This window comes from Arthrobacter sp. PAMC 25486 (genome assembly GCF_000785535.1).
In the GTDB taxonomy this organism is placed as follows: domain Bacteria; phylum Actinomycetota; class Actinomycetes; order Actinomycetales; family Micrococcaceae; genus Specibacter.
Window position 1 is genome coordinate 791,108 of record NZ_CP007595.1, and the last position, 22,569, is coordinate 813,676.

Sequence of the window (22,569 nt, forward strand, 5' to 3'; positions counted from 1 at the left end):
GGGGCTCAGGACAATATGTCCTTCGTGGCAAAGCGGCCATACGACAGCGCCCCAAACACGGCGATGTAGCCCAGCTGCAGCACGGCGTTGCTGCCGAACGAGCCCCAGACAATGGGATCACGCAACAGGTCTGCAAAACCCATCCAATAGTTGGTGAAAAGCCATGGGTGCAGCCAATCCAGCTGCGGCAGCGCACCCAGTACCTGGGCCACGATGGATAGCACCACCGTGGCAGCCATGGCCCCTACCGGCATGTCCGTCAGCGTGGAAACGAACAGTCCAATGGCCGCGAATCCCAGCAGCGACACCACCACATACGCCCCCACCAACAGGATCCGCCCCTCAGCCTCCCACGCGTTCACCATGGTGCCGGAGAGCAACGGAACGGGCCCCGACGGGAAGAGGATGAGCCCAACGATGCTCCCTGCCAGTACGACGGCGGCTGTTGCGGCCGCACAGAATGCGGCGGCTCCCACATATTTCACCGCTAGGAGACGGAAGCGGCCGCTGGGTGCCGCCAACAGATAGCGCAGGGTACCCATGTTGGCCTCCCCCGCCACCGTGTCGCCAGCCGTGACACCCACGGTCAGGGGCAGGAACACAGGTACACACAGAACCATGGCGGTGAGCACCACAAACAATCCGTTTTGGGTGACCCGGTCCAAAAATGGTGGGCCGTCCCCAGCATGCGACGGTGAGCGGAACTTGGCGGCGATGGCAATCAGGACGGGGATCGCGGCCAAGGCCGCCAGCATGGCCCAGGTCCGGCGGCGCCGGAACATGAGGGAGAGTTCGCTGCGCAACAAGGGAAGGGTTGAACCCCTCGGCGACGGGCTCTTATCACTGGGCGACATTGAAGCCACTTCCTGTCAGCTCGACGAAGCGGTCTTCCAAGCTTTCTGCTGCCACGGAGAAGCCACGTACCCGCACCTTGGCTGAGACGAGTGCGGCGACAATCGCTTCGGGAGCGGGTGCGCCTTCTTCGGGCAGCCAGGCTGCGACCTCGAGGGCCGGTCCGGCACCCTCAGACAGTCTTGCGTTGTTGTCCGTGTCGGGGACCAGCCCTAGGTGGGACAGCACGAGAAGGGCAGCTCCGGCGTCGGGCGTCAGGATGGTGGCACGGGACCGACCGGCGGAACGAAGCTCTTCCAGTGTGCCTTGGGCTGCGAGGGAGCCGTTGCGCATGATGGCCGCGTGCGTGCAGATCTGTTCGACCTCGGCGAGGAGGTGGCTCGAGACAAAAACGGTGGTGCCGGCCGCGGCGAGGGACTGCACCAGGCTGCGGACCTCGCGCGTGCCTTGGGGATCCAGGCCGTTGGTGGGCTCGTCCAGGATCATGAGCTCGCGCGGCTGCAGGAGGGCATTGGCCAGGCCCAGCCGCTGCTTCATGCCGAGAGAGTAAGCCTTGAGCTTTTTGCTGGCTGCGGCCTGCAACCCCACGCGTTCCAGGGCCTCCTGCACGCGCGCCTTGCGGGTGGCCGGGGATGCGTGCCGGTCGGCGCTGTCGAGCCGGGCGAGGTTGGCGCGGCCGGACAGGAAGGGGTAGAACGCCGGCCCTTCCACGAGTGTGCCGACGCGCGGCAGAACGGCATCGCTTCTGGCAGGCATGTGGCGGCCCAGCACGTCGGCTTCCCCACTGGTGGCCGTGATCAGCCCGAGCAGCATGCGGATGGTGGTGGTTTTCCCTGAACCGTTCGGGCCCAGAAAGCCAAAGACGGAACCGGCAGGTACTTTCAGGTCCAGATTTCCGACGGCGGTTTGGGCACCAAATCTCTTGGTCAGTCCACGGGTTTCAATGGCGGTGCCGTTGCCCGCGCTATCCGCGCTGCCGGCTGCAGGGCTGCTCACTGGCCCGCCGCGGCAGCTTGTAGTGCGGCAACGGGTACGGCACCGCTGAAGACCCGGCCGTCTGGGGTGATGAGGATGCTAAAGAGCGTGGTTTCCAGCGCCTGGCCGCCGTCCACCTGGTGCAGTATTTCCTGCAGTGCCGGGTTGGTCAGCTGCTCTGCAGGAACAGTGCCAGCCGGAGTCTCGGCGATGACGGCCCAGCCCGTACCGCTGACCTTGACCTGGGGATTGTCCGATTCCCCTAGCTGGCTCGAGGAGGGTGGCGTGGTGCTGGGGTTGTGCGTTGCGGCATCAGGCGCTGGGATGCCATGCTCGCTCATGGTGGCGCCTGCTGGTGGTGTGAAGGCAAATACTGAAGCGGGCGGTGCCTTGAGGTCGAGCTGGGTGAATTGCACGTGGAAGGCCACTGTGTCTGAGCCCTGCGGGTAGACGGCAACGCTGAGTGGAATCCCCGTCTGGGCATCAACTGCCACGGAAATTGTACCGACCAAGGTGTCCGGTGTCCGGGGCGTCAGTGCCAGGACATAGGCGGCCCGGTTGGCAATGCTTGTTTCAGGTCCCACAGACACTGTGGTGGATGGGTCAAGGGCCACCAATAACTTGGTGGCGAGGTCTGCCGGGCTCATGACAGGAGCTGCGGGAATGTCGGTGATGCCTGCCGGGTGTTCGGGGAGCGTGATTTTTGTGGCCTCGTTGGCTGACGAATCATAAGTCCAAATAGTGCGGCCATTGCGGACCACATTGCGCTCAGCCATGACGTCCAGCACTTGAATGCGCTGCTTCGTGGCGCCGTCGGCATAGACCCGGGCCGCGTGGTCTTGGCTCAGCATCTCAACGAGTTGGCCCAGGCCGTCGCTTCCAGAGGAGGCATTGGAAGGTCCGGTGGCAGGCAGTTCTGGCAGTCCCAGAGCAACTCCCTGTTTGATGGTGCCGGAGAATGCGGTGACACGGCTGGCAGCAACCATGGCAATGACCTGCTCGGGAGTTTTGTCAGGTAAGTCAGTGGATGGCGCAGCCTGTAACGGGCCAGCAATCACCACCCCGGCGATCACTGCGGGCATCGCCGCAGCAGGTATCCACTTCACCCAGCGGCTGTTCATGGCGCTCCAATCCTCCGGACCGAACACATAACACCAGACTACGCCCCACCGTGCCAGCTAGCCCCACGTATCCCCTTCGATTTATGACGCTGCAGCACTTAACGGCCCATTTTTCGGAACGCTGCAGCACGTTTTGCACTGCGCGGAGGCCGTGGTCGTTTCGCTTGTGCGATTTATGTGAAGCGTCCGGGAAAACACCCAGAAAGTGCTGCAGCGTTGGTGAGAGAAGCACCACGGCGGCTGTCCACCTGAGGTGAGTAGCCGCCGTCGAAATTGTCTGGACCATCCACACATTTTGGCCGCTAACCGCAAACCCAGTTCCATCGAACAAGAGCTTTAACAGAAGAAAGGGCCCACCAGGGTGGACCCTTCAATACCTTCTATGCACTACGCTTCCTATTCGAATCGCAAACCATTGAACAGAGGACCGATCCCGTAGTGCCCCCGGAGTTTACTATTGACGCCTGAACGATTGCCACAGGCCGATGTTCCCACCCCTGGTCAGGCCATTGCAGGGCTGTCGGAACACCGCTACAACAAATATCGGTACTTGGCTTCCGGCGATCACTCGCTGGACATGGAAATCTACGCTTGGAACTCGGAGCCTACTTCGGCAATCCTTCGGGAGCTGGCACCTGTGGAAGTTGCCGTTCGCAACGCCCTTGACTCCCAGTTGGCACCGCGGCCACCCATGGACTGGTCATCGCTAGGTTCTCGTTTGGTTTCTGGCAATTCCTCAGCACCCCCAAAGCCCGAAAAAGTACGCTTTGGACTCCTTATCTGCATCGAGGCTTCCCACGTGGCACAGCCCGGGCAGACGTCTCTAGATGACTCATGTCCGCAGTCAGTTTAAGGAACAAGCTTGCCCACCTTGAACCTGTTTCAAGCGCTTCAACGAGTGTCACGGGGCGTTTGGCCGATATGAACGCACTCTTCAAGCTTGTGGCACCCGAAGTTCATGACTGGATCACAGACATCAGCGACGTCGCAGCGATCATCAAACGTGGACCGGTCATCGGGCTCGTCTCGCCACGCGTAAACCGAACGCCCTGAAGGTAAAGCGCTGCTGGGGGCACGTACGACGGCGGCGGCCCACCTGAGGTGAGCCGCCGCCGTCGTGCGTGGTTGGGGACTGTTATTCCACTGGGTCGGCCAGTTTGTGATTGGTGCTGGCGAGCGACTCGCTGACGGGAGCATCGGCCTTCCCGCCGACCATGCCCTGCAGCAGGCTGATGATGTCAAGGCCGGTTGTGTCCTTGATCAGCTGCGTTGTCTCCTGAACACCGCTGGAGACGTTCTTGCTCAACTGGCTGGCGCCGTCGTTGGAGATGACGGTCATGTCCTTGATGGCTGCCATCGGAGCGGCAACCTCGCGGGCCATGGCCGGCAGAACTTCCAGGACCTTGCTGAGAATGGCAGCCTCGTTGAACTTCTCGTAGGCCTCGGCCTGGGCGGCGATGCCTGCAGCCTCTGCCACACCCTTGGCCTCCCTGGACTCGGCTTCAGCCTGGCCCATGGACTTGATGACGGCGGCGTCTGCGCGGCCGCGTGCCTCGATCACTGCGGCGTCTGCGTTGCCTCGCGCCGTGTTGGCGGCAGCGTCTGCCTCGGCTGCAACCCTGTCACCCTCGGCCGTGAGCTTACGCTTGGCGAGTTCAACGGTGGCCTCGATTTCGGCGGCCTCGGAGGCCCGGCGTCGTTCTTCCAGCTTGGCATCAGCCTGCTGGATCAAGCGGTATTTGTCTGCGTCTGCCGGCTTGCGAACCTCAGTGTCAAGCTCCCTTTCACGCAGTTCGGCACGGCGCAGGGCTACCTGCTGGTCACGGATGATGACCTGCTCCTGCTGCTCCGCCGCGGCCAGTGGGCCGGCGGCGTCGGCACGTGCCTGGCGGGCGTCGGCTTCTTCCTTGAGCTCGGCGCGCTTGATGATCAGCTGTTGCTGGGCTAGGGCGACCTGCTCGTCGGCAATGGCCTTGGCCTGCTCGGCTTCCTGCAAGAACTGCGCTTCGGCGATCTTGGCGTTCTTCTCGGCCAGGGCGGCTTCGGGGCGGCCCAGGTTGCGCAGGTAGCCGGTTTCGTCATCGACCGACTGGATCTGGAAGGTGTCGATCTCCAGGCCCTGGTTATGCATGGAATGCTCGGCCTCCTCCTTCACGCTCTTGGCGAAGGTGGCCCGGTCCTTGATGATCGATTCCACCGTCAGGGTGCCCACGATGGAACGCAGCGAACCGGACAGCGTTTCCTGCGTGTAGTGGTCGATGGCGTCCTGCTGGTTGAGGAAGCGCTGGGCCGCCTTGCGCACGGACTCTGCATCGCCACCCACCTTCACCTGCGCCACGCCGGTGAGATGGAGCTTGATGCCGTTCTTGGAGATGCCCTCAATCTTCAGCGACACCTGGCGTGAGGCGAGCGAGAGGGGGTAGGCGCGCTGCGTGAACGGGTTGATGAAGATGCGGCCAAACACCACGCGCTGGCTGTTGGGGTCCGGCTGGGATTTGTTGTCCTTGGAGGAGATGACCAGCGCCTGGTCGGGGCTGGCAATGTGCAGCGCCATACGGGAGATGATCGCCCCGATGATGATGACGACCACCAGCGCGCCGAGGCCGATGAACAAGGGAATGAGGGCCAAAATCGACAAAATGAGACCTTTCGGGTTTCACGGCGGTCCCGCTGAGACTTGACGGCCCGCCTGGTGGCTACCATCCTACGGACGACGCGGCTTTTCGCCATTAATGTCGAGTAACGTGTTGGCATATTGTGGCCGGGCGCTACTGCAGGCTGTAGCCTGAGCTATCGGTCGTCCAGAGCGAAGGCAAACAATGACTGACACAGGGGATTTGAGCATCGTTATCGAAGATGACGGGCCGGTGCTCATCATCATTTTCCTGCTCGTCTGCCTCGTGTCGATTGCGGTGCAAATCTTGGACAACGCCCGCCAGCGCCGAAAGCTGGCCGTGGTGGCCGGAGACAACCAGGAAATGCGGGCCAACCGCCGGATGTTCTTCTACACGGTGCTGATCATTGGCCTGCTGACACTCGTTGCCAACTACATCATGGGGATCACCTCCAGTCTGGCTGCGGGCCACATTGACCGGGCGGAGGGTTCCCTCAGCCCCCTGGACCTGCCCGGAATCGCGGCCACCCTGGTGACCGCAGCTCTCTACTCCCTGGCCATCCTGCTCACCGCCAAGATACTCGCGAAAAAGGAACGGCTGGGCTTTCCAGAGATGCTTGCCGACCTCAACCATGCGTGGAAGCTTGGCGCACTTGAAAGTTCCCGCCAAATTGCGCATTACAAGGGAGAATTTGACCAGCTCCGGACCGACCTGGACAAGGAACGTGCAGGCGCCTTCACCGGTGGGGACTTTGACTTCTTCTTCACCGCGCACGAGTCCTCCGAGCGGCCGCGGTTCATTGAGCAGTTGCGGTATTTGCAGTCCGCACCGCACCACCGGGCACGAACCCGGAACTTTCAGCGGAACATGCTGCTCAACTATCGCATCACTGCGGGGAAATGGATTCTGCCATTTGCGCTGCTGGCCGGGCTCTCACTGTTCTTCACGGTGTGGGAACTCATTGCCGCGAACGCGGGCGACGGAGACTATTCGCTGGCCTTGGCCTGGGCTGTTGCCTGCCTTTTGGGACTGGCCGCGACCGGTGGCCAGTATTTCTGTGATCTGAGCAAGGCCCTGCTGGAATCCCGCCGCCAGTACATTTCCAATGAGACGGCGGCGCAATGCGCGGCGATCCTGGCCGAGGCCACGACGGATTGGGACGCAGGGCCTGCGGCCAAATCCGCAGCTGGCGCCATCGGCGGCAGCCGCGACGGCCAGGCATGCGACGGCCATGACCGCGGCGACGGGGGCGGTTGGGAGCCAATGCTGCGCGTTGGCCGGTGGGAGTTCCGGCGCCGCAAGACGCCGCGCTAGGCCGGCATGCCCGACTGAACCGGGACGTGGTCCACGGCGTTTCGCCGGTGGATCTTCGTCTCGTTCCGGTTGAAGCCCTTGGCATCCATGTTGTTGCCAAGCCTGTACGCGGCAAGGGCCGCATCGTAGATCTCGTTCATGCGCCTGCCCGTGTACTCGCCCGTGGTGCCGTCATTGAAGGTGATGGTGATGGGTGTTGTGGCGGGAAATTTCCTGCTCATGTGGACAAATCCGTCACTGTTCTGCGTGAGGTGAATCATGGGGTTTCCTTGTGGGTATGGGGGTTCATGGCGTGGGCGTGGCATAGCCGCACGGCATCCGGCGCGTTGCCGGACACCGTGCAGCTGGTGTGGCGGGTGTTACTGCAGGCGCTTGCGAACCATTTCCGAAATGGCCTTGCCGTCAAAACGGCCGGCAATCTCAGCGGTGATCGGCTTCATGGCCTGGCCCATCTGCTTCATGGACAGCGCGCCCTGTTCAGCTTCAAGGCCGGTGATGATGCGGTCAACGATGGCGGCGGCTTCCTCAGCATTGAGAGGCTGGGGCAGGTAGGCCTCGATGACCTCCGCCTCAGAAACTTCGGCCGCCGCACGGTCCGGCTCGCCGGCTTCGGTGTAGATGGCTGCCGTTTCGCGTCGCTTGGCCGCTTCCTTCTGGAGCAGCGTGGTGACTTGTGCGTCGTCGAACTCAATAGGGGTCTTGCCGCCCTTTTCACGCGTTTCAATCTCGCCCAAGACGTTGCGGACGGTGGTCAGGGCAATTTTGTTGCCGGCCTTCATGTGCGCGATAACGTCGGACTTGAGTGTTTGCTTGAGCGTGGACATGTATTCCCCTAAGTCTGGTAACTGTGCTGGCCTCGCGGCCATTCCCATCAATTATCCTCCCTCCGGCGGCGTCGCCTTTGCACGCCCGGGCAGACAACCTGGAGGCGGGGCCTCTGCTGGCGGCAAAGGGGGTAGTCATGGCTGGGAAAAACAACCGAGTCTGGAAGATGGCCGCCTGGGTGGCGATGGTCCTGCTGCTCGTCGCCGGGGCAATGATGGCCGCCCGGCCGGAATTGCCGGGGGTCACCCTTTCGCTGGGCCTCACACACGCCGTCGCCGTTGGAGTGATCGGCAGGCTCGTCCGGGCGTCCAAGGGCAAAAGCGTCGGTCGGGACTGGCACCCATCGGCCGGCGCGGCCGAAACCGATCAGGAATTGTTGCCGGGCCGGGAGCCGACTAGTTCCGCGATTGAGTATTCGTTCCGGGCTGTGCCGGATGACAGGGCGAGCAGCGGTAGCTGGGGGTTCGGCCAGTTCGCAGGTGCGGCCCTGATTCACTGCCCCCGGCCCATGGCATGTTCCGCCGTGACCAAGCCCCGTTCGTAGGCTGCGATGACCAATCCGGCACGGTCGCGTGCATGAAGCTTTGCGAGGAGGCTGCCAATATGTGTCTTGACCGTCTTGATCGAGATGAACAGCTCCGCGGCGAGCTCGTCGTTCGAGCGTCCCCGGGCCACCAGCGTGAGCACCTCGGTTTCGCGGCTGGTGATCCCGCCCAGCTCCGCCGCAGGGACGGCATGCGGACGGCTGACGTAATGCTCCACGAGGCGGGTGAGGATGGCGGGCGCAAACAACGACTCCCCCGCGTGCGTGCGCCGGATCGCGTCCCGCAGCTGGTCCGGGTGGGCATCCTTGAGCAGGAAACCGCTGGCACCGGCCCGCAGCGCGCCGTACACGTACTCGTCCAGTTCAAACATGGACAGCACCAAGACCCGGCAGCCTGACAGCGTGGGATCCGCGGTGATTTCCCGGGTCGCCTGGATGCCGTCGCCGTCGGGCATGCGGATGTCCATGACGATCACATCAGGCACAAGTTCCCTGGCGACGCTTGCGGCCTCCCGGCCGGTGGCCGCTTCTCCGACGACGGCGATGCCCGGGGCGCCACCGATGAGCAGTGCCAGGCTGTGTCGCAGCAGCGGCTGGTCGTCGGCGATCAGCACGCGGATGTCCGGTGGAGCAAGCTCGGCAGTCATGGATTCCCCTGGTCTGCGATGCGGGCGGTCAGCGTGAATCCCTGTCCGGTGGTGGAAGTGTGGAGTGTCCCGCCGAGGAGGGCGAGTCGTTCGCGCAGGTTCTCGAGGCCGTGCCCGGCGCCGGGCTGAGGCTGCCAGCCTCCCTGGGGGCCACCGTCCTGAACCACGACGACGACCATCTCACCTTCACGCCGTACCTCCACCACCACGCGGGTCGGGCCGGCATGCCGGCGTGAGTTGTTGAGTGCTTCGCGCACCACGGCACAGATGGTGAGCTGGACGCCAGGTGCCACGTCACCCATCTTCTCCATGTTCAGGGTTGCCACAAGGCCGCCGTCTTCCGCTGCCTGAATAATCGAGGGGAGGTCCGCCAGGGTTTCGGCCGGGCGCAACGGTGCTGCACCCGGGTCCCGGAGCACGTTGAGCATGCGGCGCAGCTCCGTGGTGGTCTCACGCCCGGCATGCTCAATGTCCGCCAGCGCGTCCGAGCGTTCCAGCACCCCCGCCGGACCCTGCACACTGCGGGCTGCGGCAGCGCGAACAGTAATCAGCCCCAAGCCGTGCGAGACGAGGTCGTGCAGCTCGGCCGCAATCCGCAGGCGTTCAGCCTGTGTTGCACGCTCGGCCGCCCAGGTGGCGACGGCATCTTCGTGAAGCCGTCGTTCTGTCCGGATACGCAACTGCGTCCAGACAATTACTGCAATACCGGCGATGACCGCAGCGGCCAGGACGGCAGCACTCGCGGCAGGGCTGTCGATGCCGATCGTCAGCATGAACAGTCCAAGGACAAGCAAAAGTGCCGCCGCCACCAGCCCAGTGCGTGAACGCCACAGGGGCCGGTCATTTTCCATCCCACCATGCTAGCCGTCCGTTCCGCAGCCGGGCATCGGACCAGGGTCTGAGGGACCAGGGTCCGAGGACAGCTGGAGAAGTGCAGTCCCTGGTCCGGTGACCTGGTTGCCGGGCCGGGATTGGATGGAACCATGCTTCAATTCAACTCACTGCGCAAACGCCATGGTTCCCATACCGCACTCTCCGATGTCACGTTCGAGGCGCTGCCCGGGCGGGTCACGGCATTCCTCGGGCCCAACGGTGCGGGGAAGTCCTCAACCCTGCGCATCCTGCTCGGCCTGGACCGCCCATCATCTGGCACAGCCCTCGTCAACGGCCATCCTTATCGCAAGTTGCACGATCCACTGCGAACTGTCGGCTCCATGCTGGACGGTTCAGGCGCCCACCGCTCCCGCACCGCCCGTAACCATTTGGCTTGGGTGGCCCGCACCGGCGGCATCCCCCAACGCCGTGTGGACGAGGTGCTGGAGCAAGTGGGACTTGCCGGCTCCGGACGCACAAGGATCGGCAAGTTCTCATTGGGCATGGGCCAGCGCCTCGGCCTTGCAGCGGCGCTGCTCGGTGAACCGGCGGCTCTGGTGCTCGATGAACCCGTCAACGGGTTGGATCCGGAGGGCATCCGCTGGATTCGCGGGCTGTTGCGCGGCCAGGCGGATGCGGGCGGCACGGTGCTGTTGTCCAGCCACCTCATGGCTGAGGTGACAGAGATTGCGGACGACCTTGTCATCATCACGGCCGGTCGAGTCGTCGCTGCCGGAGCGGTTTCGCAGGTGACCGCGGGCTTTGCTTCGCTTGAAGATGCCTTCTTCGGCCTCACCGGCGGGGCGGAGGAACAGCTGTGAGAATCGGAAATCTCTTCCTGGCCGAACTCCGCAAAACGGCCACCTTGCCCGCGGCGTGGGCCGGAGTGGCCGTGGCACTGCTCGGCTCGGTGGCCATCACCGTGCTCAACGCATTCACCGTACGCGGTGCCGTTGCAGCGGGCACGCCCGAGATGGTTGCGGACACTTCTGCCTTCGAGGCGGGATTCACCGCAATGCCGATTGTCGGCGTCGTTGGTGCCGTGGTGATCGGTGTGACGGCGATCGGCAGCGAATACACGGCGGACCGGGCCGAATCCGGCGGCGCCCGGCAGATCAGCACCACCTTGGCTGTCGCCCCGCAACGCCTGATGCTCTTCACAGCGAAGGCCGCGGTGGTTCTCTGTTTCGTCGTCCTGGCCGCCCTCGTCACGATTCCCGGCAACATCGCCCTGGCGCAGGCCATCATCGGGGACGCGGGAACCGAGACGGTGACGACTGCCGAAGCCGTCAACCGCTCATTGGGCACAGCGTTGTACTGGGCATTGATGGGGTTGCTCGCCTTCTCCATCACGGCGCTGGCCAGGAGCGGCATCATCCCGCTGATCGTACTGATCGCCAATGGGTCGGTGGTGTCATTTTCGCTGCTGCTGACGAAGGTCACTCCCCTGGCCCACTGGCTTCCCGACATGGCAGGCCGGAACCTGTTCGGGTTCCCCAGCGAATTCGTCGTCCAGGGCGGACTGGATCCCGTCCCCGGGGCGATCGTCATGGCCGGCTGGACTATCGCGCTGCTTGTTGTCTCGGGCATCGTGTTTCATCGACGGGATGCCTGAGATGACTGTGACGTGGCACCATCTTGTCCTGGCGGAGCTGTCAAAGCTGCGAACCTTGCCCTTGGTGGTCCTCGCAGCTGTTGGCACGGTCCTGCTTGGGGCCGCCATCGCGGTGGCTCTGGCCGCCAGTGAGCTGGAGGCATCAGCGGGGGCGAATGAGGCCGTACTGGCATCCGTGCCATTTGCCCAGCTGGGCATCATCCTGCTCGGCGTCCTGCCTGCGGCGCATGAATACGCGGGTGCCCAATTCCGTACCTCGCTCACGGCGGTTCCGAACAGAGGCGCCTTCTTGGCAGCGAAAAGCATTGCGGCACTGCTGTTCACCACTGCCACTGCCGTTCTCACCGGGGCGGCGGGCCTGCTGGCTGCCACCGTCACACGGGCTGCAATGGGCAATTCTGTGAGCGGTGGTGATGTTGGCCCATGGGCACTTTACGGCGCAGTGCTGTATCTGTCACTGATTGGGCTGCTGGCGCATGCCGTCGCGCTGTTGGTGCGGCACCTTGTTCCTGCGCTCGTGACGATGCTGGCGTTGGTGTTGATTGCTTCGCCGCTGGTGGCAGCGGCCACCGAACATGCCCGGTGGCTGCCCGATCGTGCCGGCAGCCTGCTCTACATTCCTGATGCAGACCCGGTGCTTTCGGCGGGATCCGGCGCACTTGTCCTGTTGGGCTGGACACTTGTCACCGGCATTGCAGCGACCGTCAGGTTAATCACCCGGGACGCATGAATCGGGTCAGCGGGTTAGCTATGCAGCCAGGCTGTCAGTTGTTCATCCGTCGACAGGCTGACGAGACCCACCACCAATTCTTTGCCGCGATGGTTGCGGGGGCAGCGTTCAGCTGGTCCGGCCATTCGGCGGCATGATCCCGCAGGTTGTTGCTCAGATCGGCAACAGTATCCGCAAGGTCCGTGTTTTCGGAGGAAACGTCCGGTGGGCATGAAGGGCGCCCACGCTTTATCTTCGTGAACAACCTGCGCATTGGGCGCGGCAGACGCTTCGAGGTGCCGTCGCAGCCGCTCATCCGTATGAATATCCATGCATTCATGCATCCTGCATGTGCCGAAAACATCAAAGGGAAATCATCTACTGCCGTTGCGACACATACCCCCGCCCCAGGGGCTGCTGGCTGTGTTGCCAGTGAATCGACCCGTCGCGTGCAGGCACTCGCCGACCGCGCCGCCGGCTTCCATTTCCGGGGTGACACCGGACTGGGTCGCCCGGGGTGCCTCCATCCTGCACGTGCTTCGGGATGGAAATGTGATGGGCGCCGTCGCGCTTGAGGATGAGCTGCGCGAGGATTCCCGCCAGGCGGTCGCCGCGCTGAAGAACCGCGGCATCAAGGTTGCGCTCATCACCGGCAACGCCCGCCAGGTCGCCAACGCCCTGGCCGCCGAGCTGGACATCGCTGAGGTCTTCGCCGAGGTGCTGCCGCAGGACAAGGTCCAAAAGGTGATGGAACTGCAGGCGTGCGGGCACCGATGTGGCCATGGAATCGGCCGGTGTGGTGCTGGCCGGCAACGACCCGCGGGCTGTGCTGTCCATGGTCGATTTGTCACACGCCAGCTACAGGAAGATGTGGCAGAACTTGGTCTGGGCCGCCGGCTACAACATCATCTCCGTCCCGCTGGCCGCAGGTCTCCTGGCGTTCGCCGGATTGGTCCTCTCCCCCGCGGCCGGTGCCGTGCTGATGTCGCTGTCAACGATCGTGTTGGCGCTGAACGCGCAACTGCTGCGCCGCATCAACCTGAACCCGGAGGACGTGCGGTAACGCCCATTCCAGGGTTTCATCCAGATAAATTCATCCAGACTGCATTGATACAGTTCACGGCAGCCCCAGCCCGAACCACCCGGAAGGACCCGCCATGCCCCATATTGTGCCCGCACTGCCGGGGGTCGGTTCTGGCGCCAGATGATTCTCCTCATGATATTCCTGGGGCTCGTGGCGGGACTGCTCGCTATGCACATCCTGGCAGGCGGTGCCATGGCGGCTCCATCGTTGCCGTCCGGTGCTGGCATGAACGCGGCGCACAGTATTGACACGCCTGCGAGCGCGGACCGTATGGACATGCGCCCCGCGAGCTCCCATTCTGCGAGCGCATCGTCGGTTCTTGGGGACGCGAATGGCCGCGTGCAACACGTCTTGTCGAACATGGTGCACGCGGCGTCGAACAACGCAGCCATGAACTGCCCCTCAACCGACCATGGTGATGCGATGGCAGCCCATGGCAGGTGCACGCCGACGACGGGCTCCCCCGTGATGGTGTCGCCGATTCCATCAGGGGTGGGCGGGGTGTCCGTGGAAGCCAGCCTTCCCGCCGTGCCCGGACATGATTCCATTGACAGGCCCGATGACGCTCCGTCGCTGACGCAGCTTCAGGTCAACCGCGCGTAGAACAGCGACTGTGTGGGCCCCCGGCCCCTGTGCCGGCTGACGCTCCCTCTCCCACCGTGCCAAGCTGTCCAACTTTCTGAAGGAATCACCACGTCGCACCACCAGTCACTTATTTTCCGTCCCCATCGCCGGGCGTTCATTGGCCTGCCCCTCGCTGCTTCGGCTGCGGCCGCGCTGGCTGCCTGCTCTCACACTTCGGGCGCCGATGCTGTGGAGCGGATTCTGCCCACCGATCCGCTCGTCGCCAAGTACGAGACGCGCCGAACATTGTCGGGCACAACCGTCACCCAGGCCCTGACCGCTGCGCCGCTCACGGCCACGCTGGACGGGCGGTCCGTCCCCACTTGGAGCTGCAACGGCACCCTCAACACCCCCACACGGCGGGCCAGCGCCGGCGACCAGCGCAGGTCACCGTGATGAACGCTCTCAGCGAGGCCACCAGCATCCACTGGCACGGGCTTGCCCTGCGCAACAACGACGACGGCGTCCCCGGCAGCCGCGAAGACGTCAAGGCTGGACCGTCCGAAAGCATGGGTGGCATGGATCACGGGTACATGTGGCCACGGCACCGCAGGCAGTGGCCCAGTGCCCATGGGCCATATGCTCATAGGTGCTGTCAGTGAGTACCTGGGCGGGGACGCGGGTGATGTCGCCATCCCCTTCCACCTGTTCAACGGCGCAACCGGGGATGCCCCGGAAACTTTCGCCGCGAAGGCCGGCGAGCGCATCCGGCTGCGCTGGCCGAGGGGCTGCCCATGGAGCTTGCCGGTGACGTGCTCGACGGCGGGAAGCTCACCGCCGATCCGTCCGGGGTCGGCCGGCCAAGGCGCCGGATCGTGTGCATGAGCTGCCGCTGACAGGCGGGATGATGAAGTACGGCTGGGGCATCAACGGGCGCCGTTTCGACATGGAGAACCAGTTAGAACATAGTTTCGATATGCGGGTGGGGGAACGTGTGCTGGTCACGTTCATCAAGGACGCGGACATGTGGCATCCCAGGCACATCCATGGTCACGCGTTCCAGATTGGTGAGGCGGGCGCACACAGGCACACCATGGTTGTGCGGCCCGGCGAGACCGTCATTGTGTACTTTGAGGCTGGCATGATGGGCGTGTCCTCCTTCATCAAGTAGGGCGTGCCGCTCCGGGTCGGTGACGTGTGCCGCTGCGCCACCGACCCGGCGCAGCGGCCGTAGGATGGTTGCGGCGGCCTGCCGCCGCAACCATGAAGTGAAAGAGTGCATGTGACCCTGAGCAACATCGCCATACCATCCCTGGACGAAGCTGCCGCCCATGCGGCGGCCACGGCGGAAGAGCAGGCAATGCTCGACCAGGCATTCAGCCGCCGCGACGGCTTGCTGGCGCAACTCGAGTCCGCTCTGGCCTCCCCCGTGCGTGATGCTGTGGAGCAGGCGCGGATGCGCATGTTGGGCCGCCGCCGGGCCGAACTTGAACACGCAGGGCAGGGGCTGATCTTTGGCCGGCTCGACTCCCTCGATGACACCGTCCGCCACCTGGGGCGCGTGGGCATACCCAGCCCCGACGAGGACAGCGACCCCCTGGTGATCGACTGGCGCGCGCCCGCAGCACGTGCGTTCTACACCGCCACGCCCGTGGACCCGCAGGGCCAGGCACGGCGCCGCCACATCCGCACGTCCGGGCGGGAGGTCGTTGGCCTCGATGACGAACCGCTCGACGGATCCCGTGCCAGTTCACTGGTTGGCGAGGGCGCCCTGCTCGCGGCACTGGGCGAGCGGCGCACCGGACGGATGGGTGTGGCTGCGGCAACCCTGCAGCGTGAGCAGGACGATGTGGTCCGGGCGGACGCCCGGGGCCCGCTGGTTGTGCAGGGCGGACCCGGCACGGGCAAGACAGTGGTTGCGCTGCACAGGGTGGCATACCTGCTGTTCACACATCAACAACTTGCGCATCAGGGGGTCCTGGTGATCGGGCCGTCGCCACGTTTCCTTGACTACATTGCCCAAGTGCTCCCGGCACTCGGAGAGAGCGCCATGGTCTCCGCAACGTGCGACACCCTGGTGCCCGGAATCGAGGTGGAACGCGTGGAGGCGCGCGACGTCGCCGAGATCAAGGGCCGGGCACTGTGGCAGGACGTACTCACCCGCTATGCCGCATCCTTCCTCCCTCAACCCGCCGGTCTCGGGCTGGTCTGGGAAGGCGAGCTGCACGCGCTGGATGAACGGCGGATCGCCAGGATCGTCGCCGCAGCTGGTTCGGGACGCTCCCATCACGGCGCCCGGGCGGCCTGCATCGAGCACATCCACGGCCAGCTGGCCGACGCAGTGGCAGAACGCGGCGAAGAGTTGCTCTCACAGGTGGAGGACGGTCTTGAGGACCTACTCAGCGGCGTCGATGCCGATCTGCGCAAGCAGGACACCCGCGGTGTGGCCGGCGGGGCCGGCGGCAGCGACGTGGACGGAGTGCTCGCGGATGACGAGCTGGAGCGGCTGCGTGAACGCATCGCGGACGACACCAGTGTGGCCGCCGCCCTTGAGGCCTGGTGGCCAACGCTTGACCCCACTGTCGAGCTGCGCCGCCTGCTGGGCGACGAGACACTGCTGCGCCAGTGGGCTCCTGAACTTAACGACGCCGAGCAGGCCTGGGTCGCGGCCGAACCCGCAGCGTGGGCGAGCAGCGACATTCCGCTCTTCGATGCACTGGCGGCCCTACTGGGTGACGGGGAGGTGCAGGGGAAGCAGGGCGGGTTCCTGGCTGGGCGTGCGGCGGGGCAACGGGACTGGGTTTACGGCCATGTGGTCATCGATGAGGCGCAGGAACTCTCGGAGATGCAATGGCAGATGATCATGCGCCGCTGCCCCTCCCGTTCGATCACTGCCGTGGGCGACATCGACCAGGCGGAGGCGCCGCACCGGCACACCACCTGGGGTGAAGCCGTGGGCGCCGCCTTCGGCGGGAGGTGGAGCAAGGCGCAGCTGACCATCTGCTACCGCACCCCGGGGGAAGTCATGGCCCTGACCGGGCCCGTGCTCCGGCAGGCAGGAAGCCACAACAAGCCGCCCGTGGCCGTGCGGTCCTCGGGCATTGAGCCGTGGGAGCGCACCGTGAACGAGCAGGGGCTTGTGGCAGTGGCGGTGCGGGCCGTCGCGGATCTTTCGGAACGCTGGCACGGCGGGATGGTGGGCGTCGTTGCGCCGGTTGACCGCCTGGCGGCGCTGCGTGCCGCCCTTCCAGGGGTGACAGTGCTGTCCGCCACTGAGACAAAGGGGCTGGAATGGGATGCCACCTTGCTGGTTGACGCCGCCGGGATCGCTGCCGAGCCCCGCGGCTGGAACGGGCTCTATGTGGCTCTGACCCGCTGCACCCAGGAACTGGGACAGCTGCTGGTGGCATGAACACCCACGGTCGGATCCCCTCCGCCGATCGAACATAACTTCGATATGATGCCCGGACCGCACGGCGTATAATTTCCACGCAGCCATTCCAACAGAAACCAGGTGGTTCGCATGCGGACCGAAGCCAGCGAAAAATGGGTGCGCGCCATGGTGGGCGGCACGGCAGTTGTGGACAGCAGGGCACCCCTGCTGTTCTGGGAGCAGAAGTTCCCCATTCCCGCCTATGCCTTCACCCCGGAGGATGTCCGCATGGACCTGCTGCTGCCGGCGGGCACCCCACCGACAGGAGAGCCCACATTCTTCGGTCCCAAGGGTCCCGTGGCCCAATGGTTTGATGTGCAGGCCGGAGGCAGGGAGCTGCCGAACGCCGCATGGCGCAGGGACGCCCCGGAACTCGAGGGGCGCATCACCTTCACCTGGGCCCCGGATGCCTTCGACCGCTGGCTCGAGGAAGAGGAGGAAGTCCACAGCCATCCGCGCGATCCCCACAAACGCGTCGAGGTCCTGCCCAGCTCCCGCCACATCACCGTCTCGCTCGACGGCGTGCTGCTGGCGGACAGCATCGAGCCGGTTCTGCTGTTTGAGACCTACCTGCCTACCCGCTACTATTTTCCCCGTACGGACGTGCACCTTGACCGATTGAGCGCCGGCAGCAATCGCAGCCACTGCCCCTACAAGGGGTACGCTGAGAACTATTGGGATGCCCCGGGCTCACCCTCGGTGGCCTGGTCCTATCCCGACCCGTACCCGGCCGTGTGGCGCATCAAGGACAGGATCGCGTTTTACAACGAATCCGTGGACATCACCGTCGATGGGGCGGCTGTCCCCCGGCCGCGCTCCATCTTTTCCAAGACTAAAAACCGGCCCGGCGAATGACAGGCCTTGGCGCGGATACGCTACCCGGACACGCCTGACGGAGGAGACAATGGTGCCATGGGCTTTGAACTGCGCACCATCACCGACTGCCCCAACGAAGCGCCCGCCAAGTCACTCTTCAGCCAGGCACTGGAACTGGAAGGCCTCGACCCTGTCGCGCTCGCCGTCAGGGAAGTCCTCAGCGACGCCGAGGCAGCTGAGCTGAATTTCCACGGTTCACCCACGTTCACCATCAACGGCACCGACCTGTTCCCGTCCCCCACCGAGCCTGCCCTCACCTGCCGCGTCTACCCCACGCCCGCGGGATTACGCGGCCAGCCCGAACTCGCCGCCCTGCGCAGCGCCATCCGGGACGCGGTCAGGGCCTGGCACTCCGCTCCCACAACCCCGCATCGAGGGCAAACAACGTGGCGGTGACCCGATTGCTCGCACCCGTCTTTTCGTAAATGTGCTCCACATGGTTGCGCGCCGTCTTGGCTGCGATGAACAACTCCCGCGCAATGGTCTTGTTGTCCATCCCCCGGCACAACAGCCTGAGGACCTCAAGCTCCCTGGCGGTGAGTCCGGAAGGCAGGATCCGCCGTCGTGCCTCCTTCTGACCGGCCGCCACCAGGACGGAGTCGACGGCGGACCCCTCCAACCGCCCGGCACCCACCTCCTCGCGCAGCCGGGCAGCAGCGCCGGACGAAGGCATCGCCGCCCTGTGCGGCCGCGGCTCAAGCCAGCTTTGGAAGGCGTCGGCCGCGGCAAGAATGCGCGCACCAGGGTCAAGCTCGGCGGCACCCAGCCCATGCGGATAGCCGGAGCCGTCGAGCCGCTCGCGGTGGGCGCCGGCAATCTCGGCCACATGCCACATCCCGGGGACCCGGCCAAGGATGCGCGCACTCAGGAAGGGGTAGAGCTGCAGGCGCTCGCGGTCCATGGCCGACAGCGGCCCGGCCTTGTCCCACACGCCGTTGGACACGCCCATCCTGCCCAGGTCATGGACCCACCCGGCACGGCGCAACTCCAACACCTGGGCTTCGGCGAATCCGCGATGCTGCGCGGCGCCTGCCGCCAGGGCCGCAACCTGGCGCGAATGGCCCGCCGTCCAGGGCGACTTCAGGTCGGCGAAATCGCCCATCGCGGCAAGGACCCCATCCAGTTCCGCACCGGCCAGGGCAGCCTCCTCGGGGGCCGCCGCCAGCGCAGCAGGCCACGGGTCCAGTTCCAGCAGCCCGTCCGTGAGCTCGGCGGCGTGGGCACAAAACATGTCCGCCAGCTCCGGATCGAATTGGGTGCCGCGGCGCTCACCGACTGTCCTCACCGCCGCGGACAGCCCCGCTGTGCGCAGGAAGACTTCTGCCGTGTCGGCCAGTTGGGCGATGCGCATCTCCAGGGGAATTTCGACGCCGGACCTCCCGGCAGGCAGTCCCTTCCCGTCCCAGCGTTCAAAAGTGTGGCCCAGGATGCCCGGCAGGCCCGGATCAAGCCCCACCCTGTTGGCCAGCCTCCCTGCGGACGTGCAGTGGGAGAGGATCAACGCCCGCACCACGGTGGTTGCCGTGGCCGCGAATTGCGACTTCCGGAGGGTCCGCTGCACCCGGGGCAGGTCCGTGCCGGTGTGGCGCAGCATCAGGGACAGCATGGGCAGGCCGTGGGCGTCGATGAAATAGTAGTCGGCGCGGAAGGCGATGTCGTCCCCGAACAAGGCGGCGAGTTCGTGGGAATCGGCGTGGCAGCCGATCCAGGCGAGCAGGTTTGCGTAATAAATGCGCCCCCGGCCCGCCGGGCCGATGCCGAGCCGGTCCGCGAGCCGCAACCCCAACAAGGTGGACCGCAGCATGTGCTCCATGGGCTGGCCCAATCCCAGATCGATGGCCAGTGAGAGTGCCGCCAGCAATTCGGGACGGCTGGTGGTTGCCGCATCCGGTGGCGCTGCTGGCGGACCCCCTGGAACCTGGCCCGGGGGCGGTGTGTTGACGCTGTCCGAACCGTGTTCAGCCACCAGTCAATTCTAGATCTGTGCGGCGTTCACGGCACGTGCGGGTTGCCGCGACGCTGGCGCTAATAGCTAAACGTGACAACGGAGTCCTCACCGATCCACGCCCACAGCTGCACGGTGCCGACAGCCTCGGCGTTGGCGTTGGCGTTGGCGGCAAAGCCTGCCCGATCCACCTTGCGGGCGTCAAGGCAGATGGGGCGCACGAGGAATCACCGGCGGCTTCGTACCGGTCAAGGAGGCCGGTGAGGGGCGGGCAGCCGTCGCAGGCCGCCACATTGGCGAAGCCGGTGAGGGCAATCCGGACTGCCTCCTTGGTCAGGAACATGAGTTTCTCCCTGCACTGTTCGGCGGCACCGACGGCGACAAGGAATGCCACGGTGACGCGTTCGGGATCTTCCAGACCGCTGGCCAGGCTGATCATGGCCTTGTTCATGACGAACTCCTTCTGGTGTGTGCCGTAATGGGAGTGGAGGCCCTGTCTGCGGCGGTTTCCGGAGCTGTTGAGGGGAAATGAAGGCTCATCTCTGCCACAAAGAGGCCCTCCTGGGGCAGCCAAAAGTCCGCCAGATGGAGCTGTTTGGGCAGCATGTGCGGCCACCCGGCAGTGACACCATCGATCGTGGCATGGCTGGTCTTGACCGCCCAGACACGCAGCGGCCGCGCCTGAAACGACTGTCCGTTGGGCACCGTCCCGGCAAGCCTCATCTTCCCGGCATGCAGCGCAGGGCCCATGAATCCGCCCATTCCCGACAGCACCCGAGGCCGCTGCCACCACCCTTCGGGCAGGCGGCGCGCCACGGTGGTGAGGGCCGTCGTCGTTCTTGTTTCCTGGAACTCAAGGTCCCAGCGCACGACGCCGGACACGCCCACCGTGAGCTCGAAGGGGCCTCCCCAGTGGCTTTCGACCTTGACCAGGAGGGTCTCACTGATGCCGGCGCCAAAGTACCTGGCACAGCTTTGCTCGGGCGGGGCGTCGGCGTAGATGGTCCAGCCGCGGTTGGGGCGGTGGAGCCACAGTGCTGTGTATCCGGGCCCGATCGAGCTGGCCGGGAAACGCCTGAAGGCCAGGTAGTTTCCTGAACTGAACGGCATGCCCATGAGTGCGTAGCCGGCAAACCGTTCGTCGTTTCCGGGCGGCAGGGCGGCGGTGCTCTCTGCCAGTTCCGCGCAGGCCCGGGGTGACTTGAGGCTCATGATGTGCTCCTTCACGTTGTGTGTAAAAAGCGTAGCTCTGCGTGCAGGCGCGGGCATGGGGCGGATGGCCCATCTTTGCGGGTGGACTGGGATTGGAAAATGTCTCAAAAACGTCCGTAGGTAACCTTGCGGTTAATTAGCCAGCAGATTGATTATGGGGTTATGAAAACCGACGGCCTCAGCAGGACCTTCTTGGCACTCGCTGAGCCACCCCGGCGTGCGATCCTCGCGATGCTCTCGCGTGGAGAGAAGGCCGCACTGATTTCCCGCGCACACAATGCCAGTGGCGGCCGGCGAAGTTGAATGCCGTTGTGCTCGCCCCTGCGGCGGACTGGATCGAGAGCTGTCGCCGTTTCTGGGACTAAAACTTCAACGCTTTGGAGCAGCAACTGACACAAGAGAAGAAGGGTGAGAACAATGATTGAAACAACAGGATCCACCGTCACGCGCGTGTTCGCTGCACCATCCGGGGCCGTCTTCGACGCCTGGGTCACCCCGGCATCCTTGGCCACCTGGTGGGGCGGGCCCGACATTCAGGTCCCCCTCGATTCCCTAGCCCTGGATGTCCGTCCGGGCGGGCTCTGGAACGCCACCATGATCCTGGGCAACGGCATGCCCGGCTTCCACTGGCGCGGCGAATATCTGGAAGTCGACCGTCCAAACAGGCTCGTCGTGACCATGACCAACGAACCCGGCGATGAACGTGAGCTGCTCACCGTAGTCCTCACCGCCGTCGACGGCGGCACCGAGTTGCGCTTCGCCCAGACCGGCGGCCACCTCAGTCCCGAGCAATACGAAGGGACAGCGGCTGGTTGGCTGATCGCCTTCGACGCACTGAACACGGTGCTGGCGGAGTAGCTGCCACCAGTCCACCGCCGGAGTCTCCGCGCTCAGTGACCGCGTGGAGGTACCGGCGGTGACATGGGGTCGGGCGGGAATACGGGTTCCGGCGGGTGTGGATGCGGATAGGGTTCGTTCGGATCCGGAGGGTGGTATGGATCGGGAGGTTGGGTCGGATCGGGGGGAGCCGGCGGGTACGGAGGTTGGGTTGGATCCGGGTGGCCGGGCCTGTCAGGATTGGGGATGTCAGGATTGGGGATGCTGGCAGCTGCCGGCCGTCCCTCGCTGGGTTTCATGGCGGACTCGCTTTCATGGGACAGTCAGGCGCCGGTTTTGCGCGGTTCAATGTCAGGGTCGCCGTTGGCCTCTTCCTCCAGCAACTCGGGTTCGGGCACTATCAGCTTGATGAAGTCCTCCACCGCTGAATGCTTCCCGGCCGCACGGTTTTCCGGTTCCGGGATCTCTTCGACTGGGTGCTGGTTCATGCTCCAACGCTACGCCGGGCTGTTCGGTGAGGGAAGACCA

The 22,569-nt window shown here is 64.8% G+C and carries 25 protein-coding genes and 1 pseudogene; 14 read left to right on the forward strand and 12 right to left on the reverse strand.

What is annotated here, in order from left to right; genetic code table 11:
• Positions 1 to 5 precede the first annotated feature (5 nt).
• The 4 genes from art_RS03760 to art_RS03775 all read right to left on the reverse strand — a co-directional run bounded on the left by art_RS03760 (position 6) and on the right by art_RS03775 (position 5,586).
• Positions 6 to 854 carry an ABC transporter permease gene (locus art_RS03760; RefSeq protein WP_038462548.1) on the reverse strand — a complete coding sequence of 283 codons (849 nt, stop codon included), beginning with the start codon at positions 852 to 854 and terminating at the stop codon, positions 6 to 8.
• A complete protein-coding gene (locus art_RS03765) occupies positions 841 to 1,848 on the reverse strand; it encodes an ABC transporter ATP-binding protein (RefSeq protein WP_038462549.1) in 1,008 nt (335 codons plus the stop codon). Before art_RS03765 ends, art_RS03760 begins: the two co-directional genes overlap by 14 nt.
• Positions 1,845 to 2,948: an outer membrane lipoprotein carrier protein LolA gene (locus art_RS03770; protein ID WP_157875137.1), complete on the reverse strand. Its 1,104-nt coding sequence runs from the start codon at positions 2,946 to 2,948 to the stop codon at positions 1,845 to 1,847. The genes art_RS03765 and art_RS03770 overlap by 4 nt, the downstream gene beginning before the upstream one ends.
• Positions 2,949 to 4,083: 1,135 nt before the next feature.
• Positions 4,084 to 5,586: a flotillin family protein gene (locus art_RS03775; RefSeq protein ID WP_253901462.1), complete on the reverse strand. Its 1,503-nt coding sequence runs from the start codon at positions 5,584 to 5,586 to the stop codon at positions 4,084 to 4,086.
• Between the two features lie 181 nt (positions 5,587 to 5,767).
• Here art_RS03775 and art_RS03780 point away from each other — a divergent pair, with 181 nt between their 5' ends.
• Entirely contained in the window at positions 5,768 to 6,877 is a 1,110-nt protein-coding gene (locus art_RS03780; protein WP_038462550.1) for a hypothetical protein, read from the forward strand.
• Here the strand turns inward: art_RS03780 and art_RS03785 are convergent.
• Both art_RS03785 and art_RS03790 read right to left on the reverse strand, forming a co-directional pair.
• Positions 6,874 to 7,137 (reverse strand): hypothetical protein, encoded by a 264-nt coding sequence (locus tag art_RS03785; protein WP_038462551.1) that lies wholly within the window; start codon positions 7,135 to 7,137, stop codon positions 6,874 to 6,876. The genes art_RS03780 and art_RS03785 overlap by 4 nt on opposite strands.
• A 99-nt stretch (positions 7,138 to 7,236) precedes the next feature.
• Complete coding sequence (locus art_RS03790; protein ID WP_038462552.1) at positions 7,237 to 7,701, reverse strand: GatB/YqeY domain-containing protein; 465 nt, start codon at positions 7,699 to 7,701, stop codon at positions 7,237 to 7,239.
• 137 nt (positions 7,702 to 7,838) lie between these two features.
• Between art_RS03790 and art_RS03795 the strand changes: the two genes are divergently transcribed.
• Entirely contained in the window at positions 7,839 to 8,246 is a 408-nt protein-coding gene (locus tag art_RS03795) for a hypothetical protein (protein WP_038462553.1), read from the forward strand.
• On the opposite strand, the gene art_RS03800 is transcribed toward art_RS03795, so the two are convergent.
• Both art_RS03800 and art_RS03805 read right to left on the reverse strand, forming a co-directional pair.
• On the reverse strand, positions 8,195 to 8,893 hold the full coding sequence (locus tag art_RS03800; RefSeq protein WP_038462555.1) for a response regulator transcription factor: 699 nt from the start codon (positions 8,891 to 8,893) through the stop codon (positions 8,195 to 8,197). The genes art_RS03795 and art_RS03800 overlap by 52 nt on opposite strands.
• A complete protein-coding gene (locus art_RS03805; protein WP_038462556.1) occupies positions 8,890 to 9,744 on the reverse strand; it encodes a sensor histidine kinase in 855 nt (284 codons plus the stop codon). Before art_RS03805 ends, art_RS03800 begins: the two co-directional genes overlap by 4 nt.
• 132 nt (positions 9,745 to 9,876) lie before the next feature.
• On the opposite strand from art_RS03805, the gene art_RS03810 reads away from it, so the two are divergent.
• The 11 genes and pseudogenes from art_RS03810 to art_RS03865 all read left to right on the forward strand — a co-directional run bounded on the left by art_RS03810 (position 9,877) and on the right by art_RS03865 (position 18,443).
• On the forward strand, positions 9,877 to 10,587 hold the full coding sequence (locus art_RS03810; protein ID WP_038462558.1) for an ABC transporter ATP-binding protein: 711 nt from the start codon (positions 9,877 to 9,879) through the stop codon (positions 10,585 to 10,587).
• Positions 10,584 to 11,381 (forward strand): ABC transporter permease, encoded by a 798-nt coding sequence (locus art_RS03815; protein WP_038462559.1) that lies wholly within the window; start codon positions 10,584 to 10,586, stop codon positions 11,379 to 11,381. The genes art_RS03810 and art_RS03815 overlap by 4 nt, the downstream gene beginning before the upstream one ends.
• Positions 11,374 to 12,111 (forward strand): ABC transporter permease, encoded by a 738-nt coding sequence (locus tag art_RS03820; RefSeq protein ID WP_162182027.1) that lies wholly within the window; start codon positions 11,374 to 11,376, stop codon positions 12,109 to 12,111. The genes art_RS03815 and art_RS03820 overlap by 8 nt, the downstream gene beginning before the upstream one ends.
• A gap of 480 nt (positions 12,112 to 12,591) precedes the next feature.
• Positions 12,592 to 13,153 (forward strand): annotated as a pseudogene (locus tag art_RS21480) (HAD family hydrolase); the annotation flags it as partial.
• Between the two features lie 153 nt (positions 13,154 to 13,306).
• Positions 13,307 to 13,777: a hypothetical protein gene (locus art_RS03840; RefSeq protein ID WP_157875138.1), complete on the forward strand. Its 471-nt coding sequence runs from the start codon at positions 13,307 to 13,309 to the stop codon at positions 13,775 to 13,777.
• Positions 13,778 to 13,987: 210 nt separating this feature from the next.
• Positions 13,988 to 14,194, forward strand: a complete 207-nt coding sequence (locus tag art_RS23260; RefSeq protein WP_082000082.1) for a hypothetical protein — start codon at positions 13,988 to 13,990, stop codon at positions 14,192 to 14,194.
• Complete coding sequence (locus art_RS23265; protein ID WP_082000083.1) at positions 14,194 to 14,400, forward strand: multicopper oxidase domain-containing protein; 207 nt, start codon at positions 14,194 to 14,196, stop codon at positions 14,398 to 14,400. The genes art_RS23260 and art_RS23265 overlap by 1 nt, the downstream gene beginning before the upstream one ends.
• A gap of 215 nt (positions 14,401 to 14,615) precedes the next feature.
• On the forward strand, positions 14,616 to 14,909 hold the full coding sequence (locus tag art_RS03850) for a multicopper oxidase domain-containing protein (RefSeq protein WP_038462567.1): 294 nt from the start codon (positions 14,616 to 14,618) through the stop codon (positions 14,907 to 14,909).
• Between the two features lie 111 nt (positions 14,910 to 15,020).
• Positions 15,021 to 17,150: a UvrD-helicase domain-containing protein gene (locus tag art_RS03855; protein ID WP_157875140.1), complete on the forward strand. Its 2,130-nt coding sequence runs from the start codon at positions 15,021 to 15,023 to the stop codon at positions 17,148 to 17,150.
• 111 nt (positions 17,151 to 17,261) lie between these two features.
• A complete protein-coding gene (locus tag art_RS03860) occupies positions 17,262 to 18,026 on the forward strand; it encodes a DUF427 domain-containing protein (RefSeq protein WP_038462568.1) in 765 nt (254 codons plus the stop codon).
• 57 nt (positions 18,027 to 18,083) lie between these two features.
• Positions 18,084 to 18,443, forward strand: coding sequence for a hypothetical protein (locus art_RS03865; RefSeq protein WP_052135973.1), 360 nt, complete (start codon positions 18,084 to 18,086; stop codon positions 18,441 to 18,443).
• Here art_RS03865 and art_RS23115 read toward each other — a convergent pair.
• The 3 genes from art_RS23115 to art_RS03880 form a co-directional block, all read right to left on the reverse strand.
• Positions 18,385 to 20,013 (reverse strand): HD domain-containing phosphohydrolase, encoded by a 1,629-nt coding sequence (locus art_RS23115; protein WP_301537952.1) that lies wholly within the window; start codon positions 20,011 to 20,013, stop codon positions 18,385 to 18,387. The two genes, art_RS03865 and art_RS23115, sit on opposite strands and share 59 nt — an antisense overlap.
• Before the next feature lie 59 nt (positions 20,014 to 20,072).
• The gene (locus art_RS22870) at positions 20,073 to 20,213 is read right to left on the reverse strand and encodes a hypothetical protein (protein ID WP_253901464.1); all 141 of its coding nucleotides are present in this window, start codon (positions 20,211 to 20,213) and stop codon (positions 20,073 to 20,075) included.
• 226 nt (positions 20,214 to 20,439) lie between these two features.
• Positions 20,440 to 21,204: a hypothetical protein gene (locus art_RS03880; protein ID WP_216699581.1), complete on the reverse strand. Its 765-nt coding sequence runs from the start codon at positions 21,202 to 21,204 to the stop codon at positions 20,440 to 20,442.
• Positions 21,205 to 21,621: 417 nt separating this feature from the next.
• Between art_RS03880 and art_RS03885 the strand changes: the two genes are divergently transcribed.
• Positions 21,622 to 22,062, forward strand: a complete 441-nt coding sequence (locus tag art_RS03885; RefSeq protein WP_038462569.1) for an SRPBCC domain-containing protein — start codon at positions 21,622 to 21,624, stop codon at positions 22,060 to 22,062.
• A gap of 302 nt (positions 22,063 to 22,364) precedes the next feature.
• Here the strand turns inward: art_RS03885 and art_RS22100 are convergent, their stop codons facing one another.
• Positions 22,365 to 22,529: a hypothetical protein gene (locus art_RS22100; RefSeq protein WP_157875141.1), complete on the reverse strand. Its 165-nt coding sequence runs from the start codon at positions 22,527 to 22,529 to the stop codon at positions 22,365 to 22,367.
• Positions 22,530 to 22,569 lie beyond the last annotated feature (40 nt).